The sequence below is a fragment of the Pantoea sp. 18059 genome, assembly GCF_902706165.1.
GTDB lineage: Bacteria > Pseudomonadota > Gammaproteobacteria > Enterobacterales > Enterobacteriaceae > Pantoea > Pantoea agglomerans.
Map to the genome: position 1 here is coordinate 953726 of NZ_CACSJS010000001.1, position 24752 is coordinate 978477.

The 24752-nt window shown below is 53.8% G+C and carries 22 protein-coding genes, 2 tRNA genes and 3 other RNA genes; 18 read left to right on the top strand and 9 right to left on the bottom strand.

Annotated elements, in window-relative coordinates:
• Window positions 1-95: 95 nt before the first annotated feature.
• Window positions 96-1112: a two-component system response regulator RssB gene (gene rssB / locus GVJ63_RS04480; RefSeq protein ID WP_010244345.1), complete on the bottom strand. Its 1017-nt coding sequence runs from the start codon at window positions 1110-1112 to the stop codon at window positions 96-98.
• A 99-nt stretch (window positions 1113-1211) separates the two neighbouring features.
• Window positions 1212-2117 carry a patatin-like phospholipase RssA gene (gene rssA, locus GVJ63_RS04485; protein ID WP_159226472.1) on the bottom strand — a complete coding sequence of 302 codons (906 nt, stop codon included), beginning with the start codon at window positions 2115-2117 and terminating at the stop codon, window positions 1212-1214.
• Between the two features lie 96 nt (window positions 2118-2213).
• Between rssA and GVJ63_RS04490 the strand changes: the two genes are divergently transcribed.
• The 8 genes from GVJ63_RS04490 to xthA all read left to right on the top strand — a co-directional run bounded on the left by GVJ63_RS04490 (window position 2214) and on the right by xthA (window position 5399).
• Window positions 2214-2669: a YchJ family protein gene (locus GVJ63_RS04490; protein ID WP_159226473.1), complete on the top strand. Its 456-nt coding sequence runs from the start codon at window positions 2214-2216 to the stop codon at window positions 2667-2669.
• Window positions 2670-2725: 56 nt separating this feature from the next.
• Window positions 2726-3574: a formyltetrahydrofolate deformylase gene (purU, locus tag GVJ63_RS04495; protein ID WP_003852258.1), complete on the top strand. Its 849-nt coding sequence runs from the start codon at window positions 2726-2728 to the stop codon at window positions 3572-3574.
• Between the two features lie 144 nt (window positions 3575-3718).
• A tRNA-Tyr gene (locus GVJ63_RS04500) sits at window positions 3719-3803 on the top strand.
• A gap of 38 nt (window positions 3804-3841) precedes the next feature.
• Window positions 3842-3926: transfer RNA gene (locus GVJ63_RS04505), tRNA-Tyr, on the top strand.
• A gap of 41 nt (window positions 3927-3967) precedes the next feature.
• Window positions 3968-4095, top strand: a non-coding RNA gene (locus tag GVJ63_RS04510) — RtT sRNA.
• A gap of 41 nt (window positions 4096-4136) precedes the next feature.
• Window positions 4137-4264: non-coding RNA, RtT sRNA (locus tag GVJ63_RS04515), on the top strand.
• Between the two features lie 41 nt (window positions 4265-4305).
• Window positions 4306-4433: non-coding RNA, RtT sRNA (locus tag GVJ63_RS04520), on the top strand.
• A 159-nt stretch (window positions 4434-4592) separates the two neighbouring features.
• Window positions 4593-5399: an exodeoxyribonuclease III gene (gene xthA, locus GVJ63_RS04525; RefSeq protein WP_033779071.1), complete on the top strand. Its 807-nt coding sequence runs from the start codon at window positions 4593-4595 to the stop codon at window positions 5397-5399.
• Window positions 5400-5432: 33 nt separating this feature from the next.
• On the opposite strand, the gene GVJ63_RS04530 is transcribed toward xthA, so the two are convergent.
• From GVJ63_RS04530 to GVJ63_RS04540, 3 genes are all read right to left on the bottom strand, one after another.
• Complete coding sequence (locus tag GVJ63_RS04530; protein ID WP_010260638.1) at window positions 5433-5744, bottom strand: DUF1496 domain-containing protein; 312 nt, start codon at window positions 5742-5744, stop codon at window positions 5433-5435.
• A complete protein-coding gene (locus GVJ63_RS04535) occupies window positions 5741-7657 on the bottom strand; it encodes a DNA topoisomerase III (protein ID WP_010260636.1) in 1917 nt (638 codons plus the stop codon). Before GVJ63_RS04535 ends, GVJ63_RS04530 begins: the two co-directional genes overlap by 4 nt.
• 197 nt (window positions 7658-7854) lie before the next feature.
• Window positions 7855-8406 carry an NAD(P)H nitroreductase gene (locus GVJ63_RS04540; protein ID WP_010260634.1) on the bottom strand — a complete coding sequence of 184 codons (552 nt, stop codon included), beginning with the start codon at window positions 8404-8406 and terminating at the stop codon, window positions 7855-7857.
• A gap of 173 nt (window positions 8407-8579) precedes the next feature.
• On the opposite strand from GVJ63_RS04540, the gene sppA reads away from it, so the two are divergent.
• The 3 genes from sppA (at window position 8580) to pncA (ending at window position 12166) form a co-directional block, all read left to right on the top strand.
• A complete protein-coding gene (gene sppA, locus GVJ63_RS04545) occupies window positions 8580-10442 on the top strand; it encodes a signal peptide peptidase SppA (RefSeq protein ID WP_010260631.1) in 1863 nt (620 codons plus the stop codon).
• 85 nt (window positions 10443-10527) lie between these two features.
• The gene (gene ansA, locus GVJ63_RS04550) at window positions 10528-11541 is read left to right on the top strand and encodes an asparaginase (protein ID WP_010260629.1); all 1014 of its coding nucleotides are present in this window, start codon (window positions 10528-10530) and stop codon (window positions 11539-11541) included.
• Between the two features lie 16 nt (window positions 11542-11557).
• Window positions 11558-12166 carry a bifunctional nicotinamidase/pyrazinamidase gene (gene pncA / locus GVJ63_RS04555; RefSeq protein ID WP_010670268.1) on the top strand — a complete coding sequence of 203 codons (609 nt, stop codon included), beginning with the start codon at window positions 11558-11560 and terminating at the stop codon, window positions 12164-12166.
• 29 nt (window positions 12167-12195) lie between these two features.
• Here the strand turns inward: pncA and GVJ63_RS04560 are convergent, their stop codons facing one another.
• On the bottom strand, window positions 12196-12477 hold the full coding sequence (locus tag GVJ63_RS04560; protein ID WP_003852750.1) for a YeaC family protein: 282 nt from the start codon (window positions 12475-12477) through the stop codon (window positions 12196-12198).
• A gap of 5 nt (window positions 12478-12482) precedes the next feature.
• Window positions 12483-12893, bottom strand: a complete 411-nt coding sequence (msrB, locus tag GVJ63_RS04565; RefSeq protein ID WP_010670269.1) for a peptide-methionine (R)-S-oxide reductase MsrB — start codon at window positions 12891-12893, stop codon at window positions 12483-12485.
• A 342-nt stretch (window positions 12894-13235) separates the two neighbouring features.
• Here msrB and gapA point away from each other — a divergent pair, with 342 nt between their 5' ends.
• Complete coding sequence (gapA, locus tag GVJ63_RS04570; RefSeq protein WP_003852747.1) at window positions 13236-14234, top strand: glyceraldehyde-3-phosphate dehydrogenase; 999 nt, start codon at window positions 13236-13238, stop codon at window positions 14232-14234.
• A gap of 74 nt (window positions 14235-14308) precedes the next feature.
• On the top strand, window positions 14309-15208 hold the full coding sequence (locus GVJ63_RS04575) for a D-hexose-6-phosphate mutarotase (protein WP_045140301.1): 900 nt from the start codon (window positions 14309-14311) through the stop codon (window positions 15206-15208).
• On the opposite strand, the gene GVJ63_RS04580 is transcribed toward GVJ63_RS04575, so the two are convergent.
• Entirely contained in the window at window positions 15205-16056 is an 852-nt protein-coding gene (locus GVJ63_RS04580) for an aldo/keto reductase (protein WP_159226474.1), read from the bottom strand. The genes GVJ63_RS04575 and GVJ63_RS04580 overlap by 4 nt on opposite strands.
• Window positions 16057-16128: 72 nt before the next feature.
• Window positions 16129-16878: a MipA/OmpV family protein gene (locus GVJ63_RS04585; RefSeq protein WP_010260609.1), complete on the bottom strand. Its 750-nt coding sequence runs from the start codon at window positions 16876-16878 to the stop codon at window positions 16129-16131.
• 419 nt (window positions 16879-17297) lie between these two features.
• Between GVJ63_RS04585 and yeaG the strand changes: the two genes are divergently transcribed.
• From yeaG to wbaP, 5 genes are all read left to right on the top strand, one after another.
• Window positions 17298-19232: a protein kinase YeaG gene (gene yeaG / locus GVJ63_RS04590; RefSeq protein ID WP_010260606.1), complete on the top strand. Its 1935-nt coding sequence runs from the start codon at window positions 17298-17300 to the stop codon at window positions 19230-19232.
• A gap of 89 nt (window positions 19233-19321) precedes the next feature.
• Window positions 19322-20596 (top strand): YeaH/YhbH family protein, encoded by a 1275-nt coding sequence (locus GVJ63_RS04595; protein WP_010260603.1) that lies wholly within the window; start codon window positions 19322-19324, stop codon window positions 20594-20596.
• 248 nt (window positions 20597-20844) lie between these two features.
• Entirely contained in the window at window positions 20845-22572 is a 1728-nt protein-coding gene (locus GVJ63_RS04600) for a potassium/proton antiporter (RefSeq protein WP_010670274.1), read from the top strand.
• 78 nt (window positions 22573-22650) lie between these two features.
• Window positions 22651-22884: a DUF1480 family protein gene (locus GVJ63_RS04605; RefSeq protein WP_010260598.1), complete on the top strand. Its 234-nt coding sequence runs from the start codon at window positions 22651-22653 to the stop codon at window positions 22882-22884.
• Between the two features lie 377 nt (window positions 22885-23261).
• Window positions 23262-24728 carry an undecaprenyl-phosphate galactose phosphotransferase WbaP gene (wbaP, locus tag GVJ63_RS04610; protein ID WP_029519111.1) on the top strand — a complete coding sequence of 489 codons (1467 nt, stop codon included), beginning with the start codon at window positions 23262-23264 and terminating at the stop codon, window positions 24726-24728.
• The last annotated feature ends 24 nt before the right edge of the window (window positions 24729-24752 follow it).

The window sequence follows — 24752 nt, forward strand, 5'->3', positions numbered from 1 at the left end:
GAAGGCACCAAACCGTCGAAATTAAGACTATTACCCAACTGTAAAGCTAAACTCTGGCCCTGTCCTCAGCGCCAGAATTCCTCTGTTTTTACGGCTTATTCTTCCGTCGATAGCATCAGCCGAATGCGCCCGCCCGCGCCCCAGACGTGGCATTGCCAGTTTTCTGCGCGCTGACTGATCTGGTTAAGATGGGTGCTGCCCATAGTGCCAAGGGGGACACCATTGCTGAGCTGAATCTGATGGGCATGAACATGGAGTGTGGCGTTCAATCCGGCCGAAACCAGAATTAAGTTCTTTAATCCGCGATGATAGTACCCAACCAGTAACGGGAACTGGCCGCTCAGGTTCGCCTGGCGCAGTAAAAGATTGACCTGTCTGAGCAGCCCATTGAGTTCCGGCAGACGCTGTTTCTGCCCGGTCAGTTGCTCCTGCAGCAGGCCATTGAACAGCGCCCGCAGCAGCAACGCTGCCAGCACGCCATTATCACCGGCACGGGTCACGTCCAGACAGTAGAACGCCAGATCTTTATCGGAGAGCGCCGCGATATCAAGCACCAGCCCAGGCTGCTCGGCCATCGTCAGCTGACGATAGTTAACCCGGCAGTTGGCAATAGTCTGCTGCACCGGTGGCTGGAGTTGCTTGAGCAGCTTGGCAGCCGCTTTAGGATCACGAACCAGCGCATCCCAGTCCTGGAACAGTTGTTCATCCTCTTCCACTTTCGAAGTGAACATAGAGGGATAGAGACACTCATAGACCGCTTCACGGAAGCGCTCAAAGTTTTTAAGTGGTTTAAGCAGCACATCCTGCACCCCAAGACGCAATACATGCGCAATATCCGACATGTTCTCGGTAGCTGAGATGATTAAAATCGGCACGATGTTGCCGCGGGTACGAATGTGCTCAACGAACTGGATGCCGCTCATGCGGGGCATTTCCAGATCGCAGATAATCAGGTCGACAGTATGCTGTTGTAGTTGTGCAATTGCTTCCAGACCATCTTCCGCTTGTAACGTCACAGCACCCATCGATAACAAAAATTGGTCCAGCAACGAACGGAAAACAGCCTCATCTTCGACAATGAGTATCTTTTTGCCGAGTAGTGGTTTTTCCATTCTTTCCCCCTGCGTACCAGATATTTCAATAGTGGTTCATAAAACGCAGTTGCGCCTTTAAGAATTGGCTGAAGTCACCGCTTTGAATGAACAACCTGATTATCTGCCACGGACCAGTGGTAATAGTTCATCCATTTTCTTCTCTACGGCGGCCTTGCCTGCTTCAATGGCTTCCTCAGCACGATGAAAGTCCAGCGTCGAAATTTGCGGACAGAACGGCTGAATCAAAACATCGGGCGGATCGCCTGCCATGCGATTCCGCTTCAGGCGATTTTCCAGCACCTGGATAGAGGTGGACATAATCTCCATCGCGCCAGGTGACTGAGACGCACGGCGCTGGCTGAAATTCACCAGACGCTGACGCAGCTTCCCACCCCAACTCAATGCCGCTGCGGCGGCTTCTTCTTCGCTATTCTGTGGTGTCACGGAAAAGAGATCCTGCTGCATTAAATGCGCGTCATGCTGCAAGTCAACGGCGATAACAATGTCTGCCCCCAGGGCACGGGTAAGTGAAATCGGTACCGGGTTGACTACGGCACCATCCACCAGCCAATACCCATTGTAGCCCACCGGCGGTAATAAACCTGGCATACTGCATGAAGCGCGTACTGCCTGATGCAGATCGCCCTCTGTCAGCCAGAGTTCACGACCGGTACTGAGGTTAGTCGCCACCACGCCAAAGGGTTTATGACAATGCTCTATCGTGTCATTGGGGATCAGCTGACGAACATGGCTAAAGACCCGCTCACCGCGCAGCAGTCCGCCACGCTGCCAGGAGACATCCATCAGGCGAATAACATCCCAGTAGCGAAATGCACTGACCCATTTTTCCATCAGCGGCAGGCGGTTATTCACATAGGCAGATCCGACTAATGCTCCGACAGAGCAGCCCGCAACGACGTCGATCTCAATACCTGCACGCTCCAGCGCGTTGATCACGCCGATGTGCGCCCATCCTTTGGCCGCTCCAGAACCCAGAGCCAATCCAATTTTTACCTTTCTCATTTCTGTCTGGTCCTGCCGTCAATACGTAGCATCACAACACGGGGTCAGCTAACATAGCGCGCTTGTAAAACCGACCCATCATTCCCGGGAGATAATGTGTCAGAAACCTGCCCATGTTGTAGCGGAGAGCAGTATAGCGTATGTTGCGAGCCCTTTCTTCAGGGTAACCAGATTCCTGTTACAGCTGAACAACTTATGCGATCCCGTTATTGCGCTTATGTGCAGCATAATGCGGACTATCTGGTTGCGACCTGGCATCCTGAGAAGCGTCATCCGGCGCTGTCAGGGCTTTTATCTGAAAGTTTTCCAGGAACCAACTGGCTCAGCCTGAATGTAACCCGTTGTAATCATGGAAGCCATGAGAACGAAGCTTTCGTTACCTTTTTTGCGCGATACCGCGAGAAAACCAACATTCAGGCCATTCATGAATGTTCACGCTTTCTTCGCGAGGATCAACGCTGGTACTATGTTGACGGTACAGCACCGCCCGTGGGGCGTAACGATCGCTGCCCGTGTGGCAGTGAAAAAAAATACAAAAAATGTTGTGGTTAAGCTGACGGCTACCCCAGCGGTTTTACCCCTAATGCTTTGACAGGACTCTGATTGAGATGCAAGCGCAAACCATGCAAAGAAAAGTTTTACGAACCATTTGTCCCGATGCAAAAGGTCTGATCGCCAAAATCACCAATATTTGTTACAAGCACGAACTTAATATCGTGCAGAACAATGAGTTTGTTGATCATCGCACCGGGCGTTTTTTCATGCGTACCGAACTGGAAGGGATCTTCAACGACAATACCCTGCTCGCCGATCTCGACAGCGCCCTGCCCCAGGGTTCAGTACGGGAACTGCACAGCGCCGGTCGTCGCCGCGTGGTGATTCTGGTCACTAAAGAGGCGCATTGTCTGGGCGATCTGTTAATGAAGAGCGCGTTTGGCGGCCTGGATATGGAAATTGCGGCGGTAGTGGGTAACCACGACACCCTGCGTTCGCTGGTTGAGCGTTTTGACATTCCCTTTGTGCTGGTGAGCCATGAGGGACTGACGCGGGAAGAGCACGATAACCGCATGGTGGAAGAGATTGACCGCTATCAGCCCGATTACGTGGTGCTGGCAAAATATATGCGCGTCCTGACGCCTGCTTTTGTGCAGCGTTATCCGAACCAGATTATCAATATTCACCACTCCTTCCTGCCCGCCTTTATCGGTGCCCGTCCCTATCATCAGGCTTATGAACGTGGCGTGAAGATCATCGGTGCCACCGCGCACTATGTGAATGACAATCTCGATGAAGGCCCAATCATCATGCAGGATGTGATAAACGTTGATCACAGCTACACCGCCGATGAGATGATGCGCGCCGGTCGCGACGTAGAAAAGAATGTCCTGAGCAATGCACTGTATAAAGTGCTGGGGCAACGCGTGTTTGTTTACGGCAACCGCACGATTATTCTTTAATCAGCCAGTGCGCTGAATTGTCTGCAGATTCAGCGCTACGCGTAAAAAGTGGGCAAACAGTTGCGGTTTTGCCAGTGGGCGCTTTACACCCTTATCGCATTTGGTATGATGCGCCCCGCTTTAAGAGAGAAAGATTCAGGCCATGGTGGGATTCCCGAGCGGCCAAAGGGAGCAGACTGTAAATCTGCCGTCACAGACTTCGAAGGTTCGAATCCTTCTCCCACCACCATCTGAATCTGAATCATCTTAAGCCACATCACTATCCCAGGTGGGATTCCCGAGCGGCCAAAGGGAGCAGACTGTAAATCTGCCGTCACAGACTTCGAAGGTTCGAATCCTTCTCCCACCACCATCTCGCATGTTGCACACCATCCCAAAAATAATACCTAAGCTTCCTGTTCTGCGGGGAGAGGGATGAGAACCTTCGATTAAGGTTCGGGTCGAGCATCGCGAGACAACGCGCTTCAGCGCGGCCCGCAGGGTGAGGCGCAACGCGCCGAATAATCCTTCTCCCACCACCATCTCGTATGTTGCACATCATCCCCAAAATAATACCTAAGCTTCCTGTTCTGCGGGGAGAGGGATGAGAACCTTCGATTAAGGTTCGGGTCGAGCATCGCGAGACAACGCGCTTCAGCGCGGCCCGCAGGGTGAGGCGCAGCGCGCCGAATAATCCTTCTCCCACCACCATCTCGTATGTTGCACACCATCCCCAAAATAATACCTAAGCTTCCTGTTCTGCGGGGAGAGGGATGAGAACCTTCGATTAAGGTTCGGGTCGAGCATCGCGAGACAACGCGCTTCAGCGCGGCCCGCAGGGTGAGGCGCAACGCGCCGAATAATCCTTCTCCCACCACCATCTCGTATGTTGCACATCATCCCCAAAATAATACCTAAGCTTCCTGTTCGCCCCCACACTCCTGCCCGCTTTCACACAATCTCAGCCTGTTCCGCCATGACTTTTTCAGCAAAAATCGCTACCATCTCCGCCTGACATTTCTGAACAATGGTCGATCTCATGAAATTTGTTTCATTTAACATCAATGGGTTGCGTGCCCGCCCGCATCAGCTTCAGGCACTTGTCGAACAGCATCAGCCCGATGTTATCGGTCTGCAGGAAACCAAGGTCCATGACGACATGTTCCCGCTGGAAGAGGTGTTAAAGCTCGGCTATCACGTCTTCTATCATGGACAGAAAGGTCACTACGGTGTTGCCCTGTTAACCAAAGCAGAGCCAGTGTCAGTGAGCCGGGGTTTCCCGGGTGATGACGAAGAATCCCAGCGCCGCCTGATCATCGCGGAACTTCCCAGCCCGATTGGCGATATCACGGTAATTAACGGCTATTTTCCGCAGGGTGAAAGCCGCGACCATCCCACCAAGTTTCCGGCTAAAGAGAAATTCTATCGCGATCTGCAACGTCTGCTGACCGAAGACCTGCCTGCTGATAAGCCGGTTCTGATTATGGGCGACATGAATATCAGCAGCACCGATCGGGATATTGGTATTGGTGAGGAGAGCCGCAAGCGCTGGCTGCGCACCGGCAAATGCTCCTTCCTGCCGGAAGAGCGCGAGTGGATGGACCGCCTGCTGGGCTGGGGACTGGTTGATACCTGGCGTGAGCACAATCCGGAGGTGGCGGATCGCTTTTCCTGGTTCGATTACCGTTCGAAAGGGTTTGATGATAATCGCGGGTTACGCATCGATCTGGTGCTGGCGAGCAAAACCCTGGCGTCGCACTGCGTTGAGACCGGCATTGATTATGAGATCCGGGGCATGGAAAAACCGTCTGACCACGCGCCCATCTGGTCAACCTTCCGCTTTTAACTGACGGTCGCGTGGCAGAGCGCCACGCGACGGCTATTTCACTATTTTCCAGATCAGGTTATTGGTGCCGATGGAGTGTTCATCACGGGTACATTGCAGCAACACCCCTTCTGATTTCACCACCGCGCCTTCCGTGTAGTTACGGTTTTCAAAGATACAGCAGCGGAGACAGTCTGGCTGACGTCTCTCTGCCTGTGTCCATGCCTCGGGTGGCATATCCACCACGACATCGGTGTTGCCACCGTTGCTGCCCTGCTGTGGCATCGACTGATAACGACTGTTGGCCTGCGCCACGCTGGTTGCCAGCGACAGGGCCACGACCAGTAATACTGAATAACGCCTCATTCCGTCTCCTTCACTTTACGCCTGGTTTTGCGCACCGGACGTTTCTGTCCGGTGGACGGTAATCCCCGAAATGCATGCGCCGCAGGCTGCTGTCGCGCCTGCTGGATCAGACCGGTTAAGGTCTGCACCAGCGGCTGCATGAACTCATCATAGCGGCAGGCCTTTTCGCTGATACGCGTCAGTGTCGATTCCCACTGCGCCGTCATATCCGGGCGTGCTGCCAGATCGGGCAGGGAGTGAATCAGGGCGCGTCCGGCATCCGTAGAATTGATATAACGGCCCTTCTTCACCAGGAAGCCACGACGAAACAGTAATTCGATAATGCCGGCGCGTGTGGCTTCCGTTCCTAAACCATCGGTCGCACGCAGTACTTTCTTTAATTCTTTATCCTGAACGAAACGGGCAATGCCGGTCATTGCAGAAAGAATGGTGGCATCGGTAAACGGGCGTGGCGGCTGGGTTTGCTTCGCCAGCACCTCTCCGCGCTCACACAGCAGCTCATCCCCTTTCGCTACCACAGGCAACGGCATGCCGTCGTTCTCTTCATCCCGCTCTTTGTTGCCCAGCAGCGCACGCCAGCCCGCTTCCGCCAGGAAGCGCGCTTTCGCCACGAATTTTCCGCCGGCAATATCGAGATCGATGACACATTTGCGGAATACCGCATCCGGGCAGAACTGCATCAGATACTGGCGCGCCACCAGTTCATAGATATGCTGCTCGTTTTCACTGAGTTTCACCGCGCTGGCACGGGCCGTTGGAATAATGGCGTGGTGGGCATCCACTTTTTTATCATCCCAGCAGCGATTTCTGCGATCGGCATCGAAATCTGCCGGTGGGGTCAGCTGTGACTGATGCGCCTGTATCGCCTTTAACACCGCATGACGACCGGCAAAATGCTCTTCAGGCAGATAGCGGCTGTCCGAACGGGGATAGGTAATCAGTTTATGGGTTTCGTAAAGCCGCTGGCAGGTATCCAGCACCGTCTGCGCACTCAGCCCGTAACGTTTAGCGGCCTCAATCTGCAGGCTGGATAAGGAAAAGGGCAGCGGCGCCACCTCATTTTCGCGCTTATCGCTGTAAGCAGTGACGATCGCCGGCTGGCCCGTGATACGCGCCACCACATGCTCGGCCAGTGCGCGTTTGAGCAGGCGGCCCTCTTCATCCTGCCACGGTTCACAGGCTTCACTGGGGATCCAGCTGGCGATAAATCGGGCGCCGTCAGGCGTGAGGATGTGCGCTTTCACTTCGAAGTAATCTTTCGGCACGAAGTTCTCGATCTCTTCATCGCGCCGGACCACCAGCCCAAGCACCGGCGTCTGCACCCGGCCCACCGACAGTACGCCATCATAGCCTGCATTGCGTCCCAGCAGCGTCCAGGCGCGGGTCATGTTAATGCCATAGAGCCAGTCCGCCCGGGCGCGGGCAAGCGCCGAGACGCACAACGGAATAAACTCGCGATTTTCACGCAGGCGGTTCACTGCCCGATCCACCGCCTGAGGATTGAGGTCGTTAATCAGACAGCGCTGCACCTTGCTGCGTTTTTCAGCCGGCAGGTTCAGGTAGTCGAGCACCTCATCCACCAGCAACTGCCCTTCCCGATCCGGGTCACCGGCATGCACCACTTCATTCGCCTGCGCCAGCAAGCCCTCAACCACTTTCAGTTGCTTAGCGACCGAGGGACGCGGTTTTAGCTGCCATTTTTCCGGAATGATGGGTAAATCCGCCAGCGACCAGCGCGCATAACGGCTGTCATAACTGTCGGGTTGCGCCTGCTCCAGAAGATGGCCTACACACCAGGTGACGATCTGATCGTTGCCGCAGGCAATGAATCCATCACCGCGTCGATGCGGTTTCGGCAGCACATCTGCGATAGCACGCCCCAGGCTCGGTTTTTCCGCAATAAACAAACGCATTGAATCAGGTAATCCTTAACATCAGGGGGAACGCAGTGATAACCGGTTGTCCGCTGTCGGTTTGAATACTGGGGCTATGTTAGCCTGGCAGGCCCGCTGGCGTAAGTGTGATGCGCGGCGTTAGCGATCGTTCGCACAGGAACCGTGCAAAAAGCAGGGCTGAAATGCACCCTGCCGGAACCGGACAAGCATTGTAGTCAGAAGTAACGGACGAAAGGCGCCGTGTCAGGTGGGAGCACCGTGGTGCTGGATTTCAGTTGCGGGGTGCCCAGATAGAGAAAGCCGACGATGGCATCCTGTTCGCGGCAGCCAAACCCCTGGCGTACCTGCTCGTCATCGGTCCAGGGACCACTGCGCCAGATACCGTTGTAACCCTGAGCGACGGCCGCCATCTGCATGGCCATCACTGCACAGCTTGCCGAGGCGATCTGCTCCCAGCGCGGCACTTTGTGGTGCGCTTCACAATGTGCCACCACCGTAATGATCATCGGTGCCCGAAAAGGTGACTGGCTCGCTTTGTTAATCGCCTTTTCATCCAGCTGTTTATCGCGTGCTGCCTGCTCCAGCAGCTGGCTCAGACGGTCGCGCCCCTCATTTTCCACAATGATAAAGCGCCAGGGTTGCAGCGTGCCGTGATCCGGGGCGCGCATACCAGCCCGCAGGATATTTTCCAGTGCGTCACCCGCAGGTGCCGGCTCAGTCAGGCGTGAGGCCGAACGTCGGTTGACCAGTAACTCCAGTGCGTCCATGTTTCTCTCCCGATCTCTGTAATGTTGCAGTTATCCTGGCACAGGCAGATTTTTTGTAACAGTGCGCAGTGATTTCCTGCTGACTTTTAACACGCCGCTCTTTAGGATGAGCTCGTCGGGGAAGTCTGGTCCGCGCGGCGGCCACTTCCTGCTACATATTTATGGAGAGTCTGATGCGCACATTGTGGCGAATAATTGCAGGTCTGTTCCGCTGGAGCTGGCGGGTACTGAATTTTATCAGGGAATTTATTCTGAATATTTTCCTGATTTTGTTGATTGTGGTGGGTGTAGGGATCTGGCTGCAGGTCAGCGGGTCGGGCGGCAGTTCAGCGCCGATTCAGCAAGGCGCACTGAAAGTGGATCTCAGCGGCGTGCTGGTGGATAAACCGTCGGTAAGCAATCGTCTGAGCAAAATTGGCCGCCAGCTGCTGGGTGCCAGCAGTGACCGCTTACAGGAAAATTCGCTGTTTGATGTGGTCGACGCTATTCGTCAGGCAAAAGATGACAGCAACATTAAAGGCATGGTGCTCGATTTACGCGAATTTGCCGGTGGCGATCAGCCTTCACTGCAATATGTGGGTAAAGCGCTGCGCGAATTCCGCGACAGCGGCAAGCCGATTTATGCACTCGGCGACAGCTACAGCCAGGCGCAGTATTACCTTGCCAGCTACGCCACCAAAATCTATCTGTCGCCACAGGGCACCGTAGATCTGCATGGTTTCGCCACCAACGGACTCTATTACAAAACCCTGCTGGAGAAGCTGAAAGTCACCTCCCACGTCTTCCGTGTCGGGACCTACAAATCAGCGGTTGAGCCGTTCCTGCGTGACGACATGTCCCCTGCCGCACGGGATGCAGACAGCCGCTGGGTCGGTCAGCTGTGGCAGAACTACCTGAACACCGTGGCAGCGAACCGCCAGATTACGCCGGAGCAACTCTTCCCCGGTGCTGCTGCGATTATTGCCGGATTAAACGCCGTGAAAGGCGATACCGCGCAATATGCGCTGGATAACAAGCTGGTCGATGCCCTGGGTTCACGTGCGGCAGCCGATCAGGAGCTGGTAAAAACCTTTGGTCTGGATAAGCAGAGCAACGATTACCGTAGCGTCAGCATCTATGACTACAGCGTGAAAACCACCTCCACGCAGCAGGATGGCAACATCGCGGTAGTCATGGCCAGCGGTGCCATCATGGATGGTGAAGAGACGCCGGGCAACGTCGGTGGCGACACGACGGCGGCACAGATCCGCGATGCGCGTCTCGATCCGAAAATCAAAGCGATTATTCTGCGGGTGAACAGCCCGGGTGGCAGCGTCACCGCCTCGGAAGCGATTCGTGAAGAGCTGGCGGCAGCGCAGGCGGCCGGTAAGCCGATTGTGGTCTCGATGGGAGGCATGGCGGCGTCCGGCGGTTACTGGATCTCAACGCCTGCCAGCTACATTGTGGCGAATCCCAGCACGCTGACTGGCTCGATTGGCATCTTCGGCGTGATCAATACGCTGGAGAACAGCCTGGACAGTATTGGCGTGCACACCGACGGTGTTGCGACCTCACCGCTGGCGGATATCTCGACCACCAAAGCGCTGCCAACAGAAGTTCAGCAGCTGATGCAGCTGACCATCGAAAATGGCTACCGCAACTTTGTCGGTCTGGTGGCGAAGTCACGTCATAAAACGCCAGAGCAGATTGATGCCATTGCTCAGGGCCACGTCTGGACCGGCAGCGATGCGAAAGCCAATGGTCTGGTTGATGCACTGGGTGACTTCGATGATGCCGTGAAGAAGGCGGGCGAGCTGGCGAAAGTCAGTAATCCGCAGCTGAGCTGGTATCAGGATGACCCAAGCTTCCTGGATATGATGCTGAGCCAGATGAACGCGTCGGTGCAGGCGGTCCTGCCTGATACGCTGAAAGCCTGGCTACCAGCACCGATGCTGGATGTGATGAGTGCTATGAAAGCCCAGCCTGGTCTGTTCGACAAGCAGAACGATCCTCAGAACCGTTATGCATTCTGCCTGAACTGCGGCGAAGTGCGATAAACCTCGCAGCCCGGCCGCTGGTCGGGCTGCTTTTCCCCGCTATTCCCCTTATACTGCGCGTTTTATGGCGAGTCTGAGTTCTCTAATGCAAAAGAAAAACATCTACGTAGCCTACACTGGCGGGACGATCGGTATGCAGCGTTCGGCGCAGGGTTATATTCCCGTCTCCGGACACCTGCAGCAACAGCTGGCTAACATGCCGGAGTTCCACCGCCCTGAGATGCCTGATTTCACCATTCATGAGTATCAGCCGCTGATCGACTCTTCCGACATGACCCCGCAGGACTGGCAGTCTATCGCAGAAGATATCCGTCAGAACTACGATCGCTATGATGGTTTTGTGATCCTGCATGGCACCGACACCATGGCATTTACCGCCTCAGCACTCTCCTTTATGCTGGAAAATCTGGCCAAGCCGGTTATCGTCACGGGCTCGCAGATTCCGTTAGCGGAATTACGTTCAGATGGTCAGCAGAATCTCTTAAATTCGCTCTATGTGGCGGCCAACTATCCGATCAGCGAAGTGTCGCTGTTTTTCAATAACACGCTCTATCGCGGTAACCGGACCACCAAGGCACATGCAGACGGCTTCAACGCCTTTGCTTCGCCCAACCTCTCTGCGCTGCTGGAAGCGGGCATTCATATTCGTCGCCTCAATACACCGCCAGCCCCAGCCGGTCAGGGCGAACTGAAGGTTCACACCATTACGCCTCAGCCCATTGGCGTGGTCACCATCTATCCCGGCATTTCAGCCGACGTTGTTCGTAACTTTCTGCGTCAGCCAGTCAAAGCATTGATCCTGCGCTCCTATGGTGTGGGTAATGCACCGCAGAACAAGGAATTTCTGGCAGAATTGCAGCAGGCCAGCGAGCGTGGCATCGTGGTGGTAAATCTCACCCAGTGTATTTCCGGCAAAGTGAATATGGGCGGATACGCTACCGGCAATGCGCTGGAACATGCTGGTGTCATCAGCGGATTTGACCTCACCGTGGAAGCGGCGCTGACAAAGCTACACTTTTTACTCAGCCAGGATCTTTCGGCCGATCAAATCCGAGCCAGAATGCAGCAGAATTTGCGCGGCGAACTGACTGAAGACTGAAACGGAGCGATATGTAATGAAGCGGGCACTCATCATTATTGATATTCAGAACGATTTTTGCCCCGGCGGCCCGATGGCAGTCCATGAGGGCGACCATACGGTCGAGGTGGCGAATCGTTATGCGCGACTGTTCCGTGAAAACGGTGAATGCGTACTGGCGCTGCAGGACTGGCATCCGGCCAATCACGGCAGTTTTGCCTCGGTTTCCGGCGAGCCGGTTTACACGCTGGGCGAGCTAAATGGTCTGGCCCAGATCTGGTGGCCCGATCACGGCATTCAGGGCTCAACTGGCGCTGATTTTCATCCGGGTCTCGATCGCTCACTGTTCGATGCGACGTTCCATAAGGGCCAGGATCAGGATGTCGACAGCTATAGCGCCTTTTTTGACAATGGCCATCGCCGTAAGACCGAGCTGGACAGCTGGCTGCGTGAGCGTGGGATCACCCATCTGGTGATGCTGGGGCTGGCGACGGATTACTGCGTAAAATATAGCGTGCTGGATGCGCTGGAGCTGGGTTATCACGTTGAGGTGGTTAAAGAGGGCTGCCGGGGCGTCAATCTGAATCCCGAGGACAGCGAAATTGCCTTTGCCCAGATGACCGCTCAGGGCGCGATTCTGATTTAAAATGGAGCTGGCATGACGCCAGCTTTTTTTTAATGCAGATGGATGCGGGTCACGTCAGGGTCAATTCCAAACTCTTCTTTGAGCTCTTTTTTCGACTTCATCACCATTTCGCCACCTTTGCCGATGGTCATGTGCTGCGGCGCGTCGTTGTGCCGCGCCTGCCACATCATGACCAGCTGCAGGCAATTGTCGCGCTGCTCCTGGGTCAGTGCCACGCCATCCGGCCATTTACCAATCTCAACCGCCGTGGCAAGACGCTGATAGACTTCAGGCGTCATCGATGCAAGCATTGCTTCAAGCTGTTCCTTCATCGCCATTACCCTTTGGTCTGTTCGCCCTGCTCGTCGGTAAAATTCAGCGAGGCGGAGTTAACACAATAGCGTTCGCCAGTCGGCTGCGGGCCGTCAGGGAAGACATGTCCCAGGTGCGCATCGCAACTGCCACAGCGGATCTCAATACGCTGCATGCCGTGTGAATCATCTTCAATATAGCGAATTGCATCATCACTGACCGGCTGATAGAAACTGGGCCAGCCACAGCCAGAGTCATACTTCGTCTCAGAGAGAAAAAGTGGCGCTTCACAGATCAGACAGTGGTAGATCCCTTCCTGCTTGTTGTGCAGCAATGCGCCGCTGTAAGGCGGTTCCGTTCCGCGTTGCTGAGTGACGTAGCGTTGCATTTCAGTCAACTGTGCAATTTTTGCTTCGGGTGCGGTGTCTTTAGCCATTTTAGGATTCCGGGCAGTGCCATTCTGAAAAATTCAGACTATTATTCTAACAAATGATCAACATAACCCGGGTCTTTTTTTGTGCTCACCCTTTCAGCCTGCTCTCTGCTAAGCGGATTTGTGACATCGATCACCTTTTATCCGGAGCATCCCTATATATTCGGCGATTGATTCAACGAAGCGCGATATCATTGGCGGCGCGCAAGCGGTTGCGCATCGAATAATTCCTCTCAGGCGAATTGATTTGTCGCAACAATTGACACGATTCCGCTTGACGCCTGGTAAGGTTTTTGTAATTTTACAGGCAACCTTTTATTCACTAACCAATAGCTGGTGGAATATATGACTATCAAAGTAGGTATCAACGGTTTCGGCCGTATCGGTCGCATCGTTTTCCGTGCTGCTCAAAAGCGTTCTGACATCGAAATCGTTGCTATCAACGACCTGCTGGACGCGGATTACATGGCGTACATGCTGAAGTATGACTCTACTCACGGTCGTTTCGACGGCACAGTAGAAGTTCAGGATGGCGCACTGGTGGTTAACGGTAAAAAAATCCGTGTTACCGCTGAACGTGATCCGGCCAACCTGAAGTGGGATGAAGTAGGCGTTGACGTTGTTGCTGAAGCAACCGGTATCTTCCTGACCGACGAAACCGCGCGTAAACACATCACCGCAGGTGCTAAGAAAGTCGTTCTGACCGGTCCATCTAAAGATGACACCCCAATGTTTGTTCGTGGTGCAAACTTCGACAAATATGATGGCCAGGATATCGTGTCTAACGCATCCTGTACCACTAACTGCCTGGCACCGCTGGCAAAAGTGATCAACGACAAATTTGGCATCGTTGAAGGTCTGATGACGACCGTTCACGCCACCACTGCTACTCAGAAAACCGTTGATGGCCCGTCTCATAAAGACTGGCGCGGCGGCCGCGGCGCATCGCAGAACATCATTCCTTCATCAACTGGCGCAGCTAAAGCCGTTGGTAAAGTTCTGCCAGAGCTGAACGGCAAACTGACCGGTATGGCATTCCGCGTACCAACCCCTAACGTTTCCGTTGTTGACCTGACCGTGCGTCTGGAAAAAGCGGCTTCTTACAAAGAAATCTGTGCTGCAATTAAAGCGGCTGCAGAAGGTGAGATGAAAGACGTTCTGGGCTACGTTGAAGATGACGTGGTTTCTACCGACTTCAACGGCGAAATCCTGACTTCAGTGTTTGACGCTAAAGCCGGTATCGCGCTGAACGACAACTTTGTGAAACTGGTTTCCTGGTACGACAACGAAACTGGCTACTCAAACAAAGTTCTCGACCTGATTGCACTGGTTTCTGCTAAATAAGGCAGCCAGACATCATTGAGAATAAGGGCGACTTCGGTCGCCCTTTTTTTGATCCGCACAGGAAGGAATCGAACATGCAAGATAAACTGTTTTCTCTGCCGGTGGTCACGCAGATCTCCCCTTACCTCACCCAGCGCCAGATAGGTGAACTCCCCGCCATTGTGGTGAGTCACCCTAAAGTGCGGGCAGCCATTACGCTTCAGGGCGCGCACCTCATCGCCTGGCAACCCAGCGGCGAAAAGCCGGTACTCTGGCTGAGTGATAAGAGTCTCTTTGCACCGGGTAAGGCGATTCGTGGCGGTGTACCGATCTGCTGGCCGTGGTTCGGCCCGGCGGGCGAACCGGCACACGGCTTTGCGCGGGTTCAGCCGTGGAAACTCACGGCGCATGATGAAAATGAAGAGGGCGTCATGCTGACGCTGGTGCTGGAGAGCAACGCCCAGACGCTGAAGCTCTGGCCGCATGAATTCACCCTGATTGCCCGCTTCCGGCTGGGCCAGCATTGTGAGATTGAGCTGGAAGCCTATGGTGACTTTGAAGCGACGGCGGCTCTGCACAGCTACTTTACCGTCAGCGACATCAACGGTGTGGAAGTCTCGGGTCTGGGCAATAGCTATATCGACAAAGTGAATAACGGCGAGGTGGCCAGCAGCGACGGCAAACAGCGTTATCCAGGACGCATCGACCGTATCTTTACCGCAGCAGAAGATTGCTCAGTAATTAATGATACTGCGGGCGAGCGGCAGATCGAGGTGTACCACCATCATCATAGTGACGTTGTCACGTGGAATCCGGGTGTGGAACTCTCCTGCAGCATGACGGATATGGCGAATGAGGGCTATAAGACCATGGTCTGTGTGGAGACGGCGCGTATCAGCAAACCGTTACGCAGCGCGGGTGAAAAGCCAGCACGACTGGCCACGACGTTCCGCCTCAAAAAGAAAGCCGCAGCCAGCGATAACGTTAACGGCTAAACAATATCCAGCGGTAACTTATGCTGTGGCGCTGGCCAGGCGCGATCGATGAGCTGCAAATCCTCATCGGTCAGTTTCACCTCCAGCGCCGCCGCATTTTCCTGAACGTGGGCCACTGAACTGGCTTTAGGAATGGCAATCACCCCTGGCTGACGAATCACCCAGGCCAGCAGTAATTGCGCCACGCTGATGCCCTTCTGCTGTGCAATCTGAGTCAGCTGCGGATCGGTGAAGAGTGAGTCACGTAGCCGTCCGGCCTGGGCCAGCGGACAGTAGGCCATGACCGGTACGCCACGCTGCTGACATGCCGGCAGCAGATCAAATTCAATGCCGCGTGAAGCCAGATGATAGAGCACCTGATTGGTCGCGCAGGCCTCGCCCTTCTCTTCATCCCACAGTTCGGCCATATCATCGGTGTCAAAATTCGATACGCCCCAGTGCCGAATTTTGCCCTGCTGCTGCAGGCGTTCCATGGCGCGCAGTGTCTCTTCCAGCGGAATATTGCCGCGCCAGTGCAACAGGTAGAGATCGAGATAATCGGTTTGCAGACGGCGCAGGCTGCGCTCACAGGCTGCAATGGCATCCACTTCGCCCGCATTCCACGGATAAACTTTGGAGACCAGCAGCGCCCGGTCGCGACGGCCCAGCAGTGCCTGTCCGACCACCTCTTCAGCTCCGCCATCTGCATACATTTCTGCAGTATCGATAAGCTGTAAGCCGCACTCAAGACCCGCCTGCAATGCAGCGACTTCATCAGCCCGCTGCGCCGGGTTTTCACCCATATACCAGGTGCCCTGACCGATCACCGGCAGATCGCCAAAACCGGCAAAGTTAATCGTGTTACGCATTCTGCTCTCCCGCCCCATTCTGAGGCCCTGTAAAAGAACAGAGGGCAATAAATGCCCTCTTTTGGTGCGTTATCAGAAGGTATAGCTGACACCCGTCCAGATTAACGCCTGCCCGCTTTTATCAATCATCGGGCTGTCTTTGATTTCGCTGTCGAAACGGATATAACGCCCCATAACGCTGGCATTCCACTGCGGCGCAATCTGATAGCTGGCGCTCAGTTCCACATAAGGTGACCAGCTGTCATCCGGGTTGTAACGGCTGATGCCGGTACGGGCGCTTTCATGCCCGGATACCCCATAGTAATAACGGTTTTGATTGGCGCTGTTCCATGTGGCCCCGATGCCCGGCGTCAGGCTGAAGTCACCCATCTGGAAGCGATAGAGGTATGTCAGGTCCCAGATCATCCCGTTGCTGTTATTGAGCACATCCCCCAGCAATGAGGTACGGACAATCCCCCAGTCAGCGGTGTGACGATAGGTTGCGCCCCCCATCAGCGTCATGCGGCGTTTATCCAGCCCTTTCATGTCGCCCAGGTCATTGTCGCTGGGTTTGTACTCCTGTGGTGAACCCAGCAGCGTCAGTGACAGCTGGTTCTGAGGATCTTTCCACAGGTAGTAGCCGCCCTGCAGGCTGCGGAACCAGAAGTCTTCACCCTCGTAATTGATAACCGGAAGCGGGATATACCGGTCCTGGCCGCCGCGATAAGGTGAATCGGCATAGATGACCGATGCGCCAATGGAAAGCGGTGCGGCATTCGCGTGCGTGGCCAGTAAATAACAGGGCAGAAGTGCAACAAGCGTCTTAAATTTGAATTGGTTCACAATTTATTCATTCCACAAATATAACAATCAAACAGGAAGTCTAACGTTTTTTCACGGCTGGATTAACTTATATCGAAATCCTTTAAGTGACTGATCGATGAAAGTGGCATTAAAGGTTAAAAACACGTTAAGTTAAAGCATCACCCATAAGAACGCATCTCACAACAGACCCCTGTACAGTTGATCTTCCCCTCATTAACCCAAACCCGTGGAGGAAATTTCCTAGAAGCCATCTACAGTTAGAAGTAACAGCAGACATTTTGTACGAGCAGAGTAACCATAAAAGTTGTGTATCCCGATAAGAAAGATCAGGTTGGCATAAGGGTTGCTGTACTCAACAGAGAATATCTTCCGGGAGCTGCTATAAGCCTCTAATTACGCTCCTTACCTGTGCTAAAAACGAAAGGACGGGCATCGCTATGAATATATTCGATCACTATCGTCAGCGTTATGAAGCTGCCAAGGACGAAGAGTTCACACTGCAGGAATTTCTTGCTATCTGTAAGCAGGATCGCAGTGCATACGCCAACGCTGCAGAGCGACTGTTAATGGCTATCGGAGAGCCGGTAATGGTCGATACTGCTCAGGAGCCACGCCTTTCCAGAATATTCTCCAACCGTGTGATGGGACGCTATCCGGCGTTCGAGGAGTTTTACGGCATGGAGGAAGCGATTGAACAGATCGTCTCCTACCTGAAACATGCCGCTCAGGGACTGGAAGAGAAGAAACAGATCCTCTATTTACTGGGGCCGGTAGGTGGCGGTAAATCCTCACTGGCGGAACGGCTTAAGTCGCTGATGCAGCGGGTACCCATCTATGTACTGAGCGCCGACGGGGAACGCAGCCCGGTTAATGACCACCCTCTCTGCCTGTTTAACCCGCAGGAAGATGCGCATATTCTCGAAAAAGAGTATGGCGTGCCGCGCCGTTATCTCGGCACGATCATGTCGCCGTGGGCCGCTAAGCGACTGCACGACTTTGGCGGCGATATCTCGCGTTTCAAAGTGGTGAAAGTCTGGCCGTCAATCCTGGAACAGCTGGCGATTGCCAAAACTGAACCGGGTGATGAGAACAACCAGGATATCTCTGCGCTGGTCGGTAAAGTGGATATCCGTAAACTGGAAAACCACGCGCAAAACGATCCTGATGCTTACGGTTACTCCGGCGCACTCTGCCGTGCGAACCAGGGCATCATGGAATTCGTTGAGATGTTCAAAGCGCCTATCAAGGTGCTGCACCCCTTACTGACGGCGACGCAGGAAGGGAACTACAACGGCACCGAGGGGATTTCGGCGCTGCCGTTTAACGGCATTATTCTGGCGCACTCCAACGAATCAGAGTGGGTGACGTTCCGTAATAACAAGAATAATGAGGCGTTCCTTGACCGTGTCTATATCGTCAAGGTGCCCTACTGCCTGCGGGTCTCTGAAGAGATCAAAATCTACGACAAGTTACTTAATCACAGTGAGCTGGCGACCTCGCCCTGCGCACCGGGTACGCTGGAAACGCTGGCACGCTTCTCTATCCTGTCACGTCTCAAGGATCCGGATAACTCCAGCATCTATTCCAAAATGCGGGTCTACGATGGTGAAAGCCTGAAAGATACCGACCCTAAGGCGAAGTCATGGCAGGAGTATCATGATTACGCCGGTGTGGATGAGGGGATGAACGGCCTTTCAACCCGCTTTGCCTTTAAGATTCTGTCGCGGGTATTTAACTTTGACCACGCCGAAGTGGCGGCCAACCCGGTGCATCTGTTCTACGTGCTGGAGCAGCAGATTGAGCGCGAACAGTTCCCGCAGGATCAGGCTGAGAAATACCTTGAGCACCTCAAAGGCTATCTGATCCCCAAATATGCTGAGTTTATCGGCAAAGAGATTCAGACCGCCTATCTGGAATCTTACTCTGAATATGGTCAGAACATCTTTGACCGCTATGTGACCTATGCCGACTTCTGGATTCAGGATCAGGAGTATCGCGATCCCGATACCGGACAGCTGTTTGATCGTGAATCGCTCAACGCGGAACTGGAGAAAATCGAGAAACCCGCTGGCATCAGTAACCCGAAAGATTTCCGTAATGAGATCGTCAACTTCGTGCTGCGCGCCAGGGCACACAATAACGGTCGCAACCCGAACTGGACCAGTTACGAGAAATTACGCACCGTGATCGAGAAGAAAATGTTCTCAAATACGGAAGAGTTGCTGCCGGTGATTTCGTTTAATACCAAGACCTCTACCGATGAGCAGAAAAAGCATGATGATTTTGTCGATCGCATGATGGAAAAAGGCTATACCCGCAAACAGGTTCGCCTGCTGTGTGAATGGTATTTGCGTGTGCGTAAATCGTCCTGATAAGAGTCTGTAAGCTTGCCGGTAAGTGATACCGGTCTGACAAGGTCGGGTTCGCCCGGCCTGCTTACAATGTAGTTTGGGGGAATACCATGGCCTATTTCATCGATCGCCGACTCAACGGCAAAAACAAGAGCGCGGTAAACCGCCAGCGCTTCTTGCGCCGTTATAAGTCGCAAATTAAGCAGTCGATCTCCGAGGCCATCAATAAACGCTCGGTGACCGATGTAAGCAGCGGTGAGTCTGTCTCTATCCCGATTGACGACATCAATGAGCCAATTTTCCATCAGGGACGCGGCGGCAACCGCCATCGGGTCCATCCGGGCAACGATCATTTTGTGCAGAATGACCGGGTCGAGCGCCCGCAGGGTGGCGGTGGCGGCGGCAGTGGCCAGGGCAATGCCAGTCAGGATGGTGAAGGTCAGGATGAATTTGTCTTTCAGATATCGAAAGATGAGTATCTGGACCTGCTGTTTGAAGATCTCGCCCTGCCTAACCTGCGCCGGAACCAGCATCGTCAGTTGAATGAGTATAAGACCCACCGTGCCGGCTTCACCTCCAACGGTGTGCCTGCCAATATCAGCGTCGTACGTTCGTTGCAGAACTCGCTGGCGCGTCGTACGGCGATGACGGCGGGTAAACGCCGGATGCTGCACGAACTGGAAGAAACGCTGCTGGAGATTGAGAACTCTGAACCGGCTCAGCTTCTGGAGGAGGAGCGGCTGCGCAAAGAGATCGCCGAGTTGCGGGCGCGTATCGAACGGGTGCCTTTTATCGACACCTTCGACCTGCGCTACAAAAACTTTGAGAAACGGCCGGAGCCTTCCAGCCAGGCAGTGATGTTCTGTCTGATGGATGTATCCGGATCCATGGATCAGGCCACCAAGGATATGGCGAAACGCTTCTATATCCTGCTTTACCTGTTCCTGAGCCGCACCTACAAGAATGTTGATGTGGTTTACATTCGTCATCACACGCAGGCCAAAGAGGTGGATGAACAGGAGTTCTTCTACTCCCAGGAGACCGGTGGCACCATCGTTTCGAGTGCACTGAAACTCATGGATGAGGTGGTGAAAGAGCGCTATGACCCGGCGCAGTGGAACATCTATGCTGCGCAGGCGTCGGATGGCGATAACTGGGCCGACGATTCACCGCTCTGTCACGAGATCCTGGCGAAGCATATTCTGCCAGTGGTGCGTTATTACAGTTATATCGAGATTACCCGCCGTGCACATCAGACGCTGTGGCGAGAGTATGAGCATCTGCAGTCGACGTTCGATAACTTTGCTATCGAACACATTCGTGAGCCGGAAGATATCTACCCGGTGTTCCGATCGCTGTTCCATAAACAGGCAACGGAAGCCTGATGCACTAAGCCGGCTCATCGCCGGCTTTTTTTATCTTCCGAATAACCTGCTAAAACAGTCTGTTTTCTACCGCTTGCCTGCCAACCCCCTCATTCTTCACATTAATCTGATTCCATACGCTGTTAAGCAATTCGTATAATGATCATTTTCACAATGACAACTCCTTGATAAAACATTATCTTTCAGAGATAGCATGGATATTTGTCACCAGTCGCTGCACCGCACTGTCATATCTCAGGAGATCGGGTTTGAACCACACTATTGTCTACAGTCTGTTTATCATCGGTTCCGTGCTGGTCGCATCGAGCATTCTGCTCAGCTCTTTCTCATCCAGACTGGGCATCCCCATTCTGGTGATCTTCCTTGCCCTGGGCATGCTGACCGGGGTTGATGGTATCGGCGGCATCGCCTTTGATAACTATCCGGCGGCTTACTTAATCTCGAACCTGGCGCTGGCGATTATCCTGCTGGATGGCGGCATGCGGACCAAAGCCAGCTCATTTAAAGTTGCCCTGGGGCCAGCGCTGTCGCTGGCGACCGTCGGGGTCATGATTACCGCAGGCTTAACCGGTGTGGTCGCCGCCTGGTTGTTTAACCTGGATATGATGCAGGGCTTCCTGATTGGCGCGATCATCGGCTCCACGGATGCCGCCGCCGTCTTCTCCCTGCTGGGTGACAAAGGCCTGAATGAGCGCGTCAGCTCCACGCTGGAGATTGAATCGGGCAGTAACGATCCGATGGCGGTGTTCCTGACCATTACGCTGATTGAAATGATCGAGCAGGGCCGCAGCGGCCTTGACTGGATGTTCCTGGTGCATCTGGTGCAGCAGTTTGGTCTGGGTATCGTGCTGGGCCTGGGCGGCGGCTGGGCGCTGCAGCAGCTGATTAACCGTATCAGTCTGGCCGGTGGGCTCTATCCGCTGCTGGCGTTGAGTGGCGGCATTCTGGTGTTCGCCCTGACCACAGTATTAGAGGGCAGCGGCATCCTGGCGGTCTATCTGTGCGGCTTTTTACTGGGCAACAGGCCGATTCGCAACCGTCACGGCATTCTGCAGACCTTTGACGGCATGGCGTGGCTGAGTCAGATTGGCATGTTCATCGTGCTGGGACTGCTGGTAACCCCGTCTGATTTGTGGCATATCGCAGTTCCGGCGATGATCCTCTCACTGTGGCTGATTCTGGTGGCGCGCCCTCTGTCGGTGTTTATTGGTCTGCTGCCGTTTCGCAGTTTTACCACCCGCGAACGCGTCTTTATCAGTTGGGTCGGTTTACGCGGCGCGGTGCCGATTATCCTTGCGGTCTTCCCGATGATGGCCGGATTAGAAAACGCGTCGCTCTATTTTAATATCGCCTTCTTTGTGGTGCTGGTCTCCCTGATGTTGCAGGGCACCTCGCTGGGCTTTGCAGCGAAAAAAGCCAAAGTGGTGGTGCCGCCTACCGCATCGCCTATCAGCCGTATCGGTCTGGATATCCACCCCGAAAATCCGTGGGAGCAGTTTGTCTACCAGCTCAGCGCTGACAAGTGGTGCATCGGTGCCGCACTGCGTGACCTGCAGATGCCGCGTGAGACCCGCATCGCCGCCCTGTTCCGTGACAATGTGCTGATGCATCCGAATGATGGGACGCGTCTCAGGGAGAACGACGTCATCTGCGTGATTGGCCGTGAGCGCGATCTGCCGGCGCTGGGTAAGATGTTCAGCCAGTCGCCGCCGGTTTCCCTCGACCAGCGTTTCTTTGGTGACTTTATTCTGGATGCTGAAGCTCGCCTGCGCGATATTGCGCAGATTTACGGACTGGAACTGGATGAGAACACCAACGATCAGCAGTCGCTGGGACAACTGGTGCTGAGTATGCTGGGCGGCGCGCCGGTGGTTGGCGATCAGGTTGAGTGGAATCAGCTGACGTGGACCGTCGCGGAGAAAGAGGATAACCGTATTGTGAAGATTGGTGTCCGTCCGGCTGAAGAGAAGGAATAATCCTAATCATTCAGCCACGTTATTTTCTGTCGATACGCTAAGCTTAAAAGTCTATGCCAGCAAAAACGGGAGAAATGAATGGGACACGTGGTTAAAATTGGTCGTTATGAGATTGTTGATGCCGATCTTGACAGTGAGAACCTCGACACCGTCAGCATCCCCTGTCACACCAATCCCGGCTTAATTACCCAACTTGATGGCTGGGATCGCGATACCAGCGTCCCGGCATGGATTGACGGAGAACCGGTGGATCTGCAGATTGGTCATTACGATAAACAGCAGGACCGCTGGATTTTAAAAAAACCTGCCTGAGTCCATTATCACTACCGCCAGTCGTAAGATTTGGCGGTAATTCCTAAAAAGCGTCTTAAACAGTTTGGTTATAACCAACTCCCGCCTTATTTTATCCAGTAAAAACCATGAGTTAGCTATTTAAAACTTTAATCACTTTTGATGTTTTCAGATTTTTTCCGTATTAACTCTGTCAAATAACTCCTGCATACTCATTCTCAATGCTGCAACATTTCGTGAGTACTATCACGCTTTAGCCGTTATCTTTTTTGCAGCTGCACTGGCTTTACTGACTGCAACAGACTGAAAATTATTTTTTAATTTTTCAGAAGCCCACCCCTGAGCGCGTACATGATTCTGGTCAGGCCATCTTTTACTTGAGAAAGAGAGCAGGTTTTATGGCAAGTACATTGATAATGAATAGCCCGAGCCGCTCGTGGAGCGGCACGCGTAAAAATATCATCGTGAAATTCGCCCTGAGCTTTTCCGATCTGATTGCACTTAACCTCGCACTGTTTTTATCTGCCGCGACGATACAGGGTATTTGGGGCGAGCTGGATACCTTTATTCCACCTCATCAAATTGAATATCGTTTTGTGGCACAGTTTATTATGTCAGTCATGTGTACCGGCTGGTTCTGGGTACGCCTGCGTCACTATACCTATCGCAAACCCTTCTGGTTTGAGCTGAAAGAGATCATTAAAACATTATTTGTTTTCTCGCTGCTCGACCTCGCGTTGATCGCCTTCTCTAAATGGGATTTCTCCCGCATGGTGTGGGTCTTCAGCTGGACTTATGCCCTGCTGCTGCTGCCGCTGATGCGTGCTCTGGTTAAACGTGCCATTCACAAGGCGGGTCAGTGGCAGAAAGAGACCATCATTATTGGCTCCGGCAGAAACGCCACCGAAGCTTACGCGGCGCTGCAGAGTGAAGAGATTCTGGGCTACAACGTACAGGCCTTTATCTCGGTCGATGATGTTCCGGCTCAGCAGAGCGTGAATGGCGTGCCGGTGATCACCTGGAAAGATATCAACTGGCAGACCATTGACCGTGACAACGTGCAGTTTATTGTGGCTATGGAGTATGAGCAGCAGCCGATGCGCGATCGCTGGCTGAAATTCCTGTCGAAGATGAACTGCCGTTCAGTTTCAGTGATCCCGACGCTGCGCGGCGTGCCGCTTTACGGCACCGACATGTCCTTTATCTTCAGCCATGAAGTGATGATTCTGCGTGTCAGCAACAACCTGGCGAAACACTCCTCCCGTTTCATGAAGCGCGCCTTTGATATCGTGGTGGCGTCGATGTTGCTGCTGTTCCTCGGCCCAATCTTCGCCCTGCTCTGTTATATGGTAAAACGTGATGGCGGCAATGCCATTTATGGTCACGAGCGTGTGGGCCAGAATGGCAAAAAATTCAAATGTCTGAAATTCCGTTCCATGGTGACCAATTCCAAAGAGGTGCTGGAGAAATTACTGGCAACCAGCGAAGAGGCACGAATTGAGTGGGACAAAGATTTCAAACTGAAGAATGACCCGCGCGTGACCCGGATTGGTAGTTTCCTGCGTAAAACCAGCCTCGACGAGTTGCCGCAGCTGTGGAACGTGATTCGTGGCGAGATGAGCCTGGTTGGCCCGCGTCCGGTGATTGAAGCTGAGCTGGAGCGTTATGCCGGTGATGTCGACTACTACCTGATGGCCAAGCCGGGTATGACCGGTCTGTGGCAGGTCAGCGGACGTAACGATATCGACTACGACACCCGCGTCTATTTTGACTCCTGGTATGTCAAAAACTGGGCGCTCTGGACCGATATCGCGATCCTGTTCAAAACCGCAGGCGTGGTGTTACGCCGCGACGGCGCTTACTAATCAGACCTCTGCGATGCCTGTTTA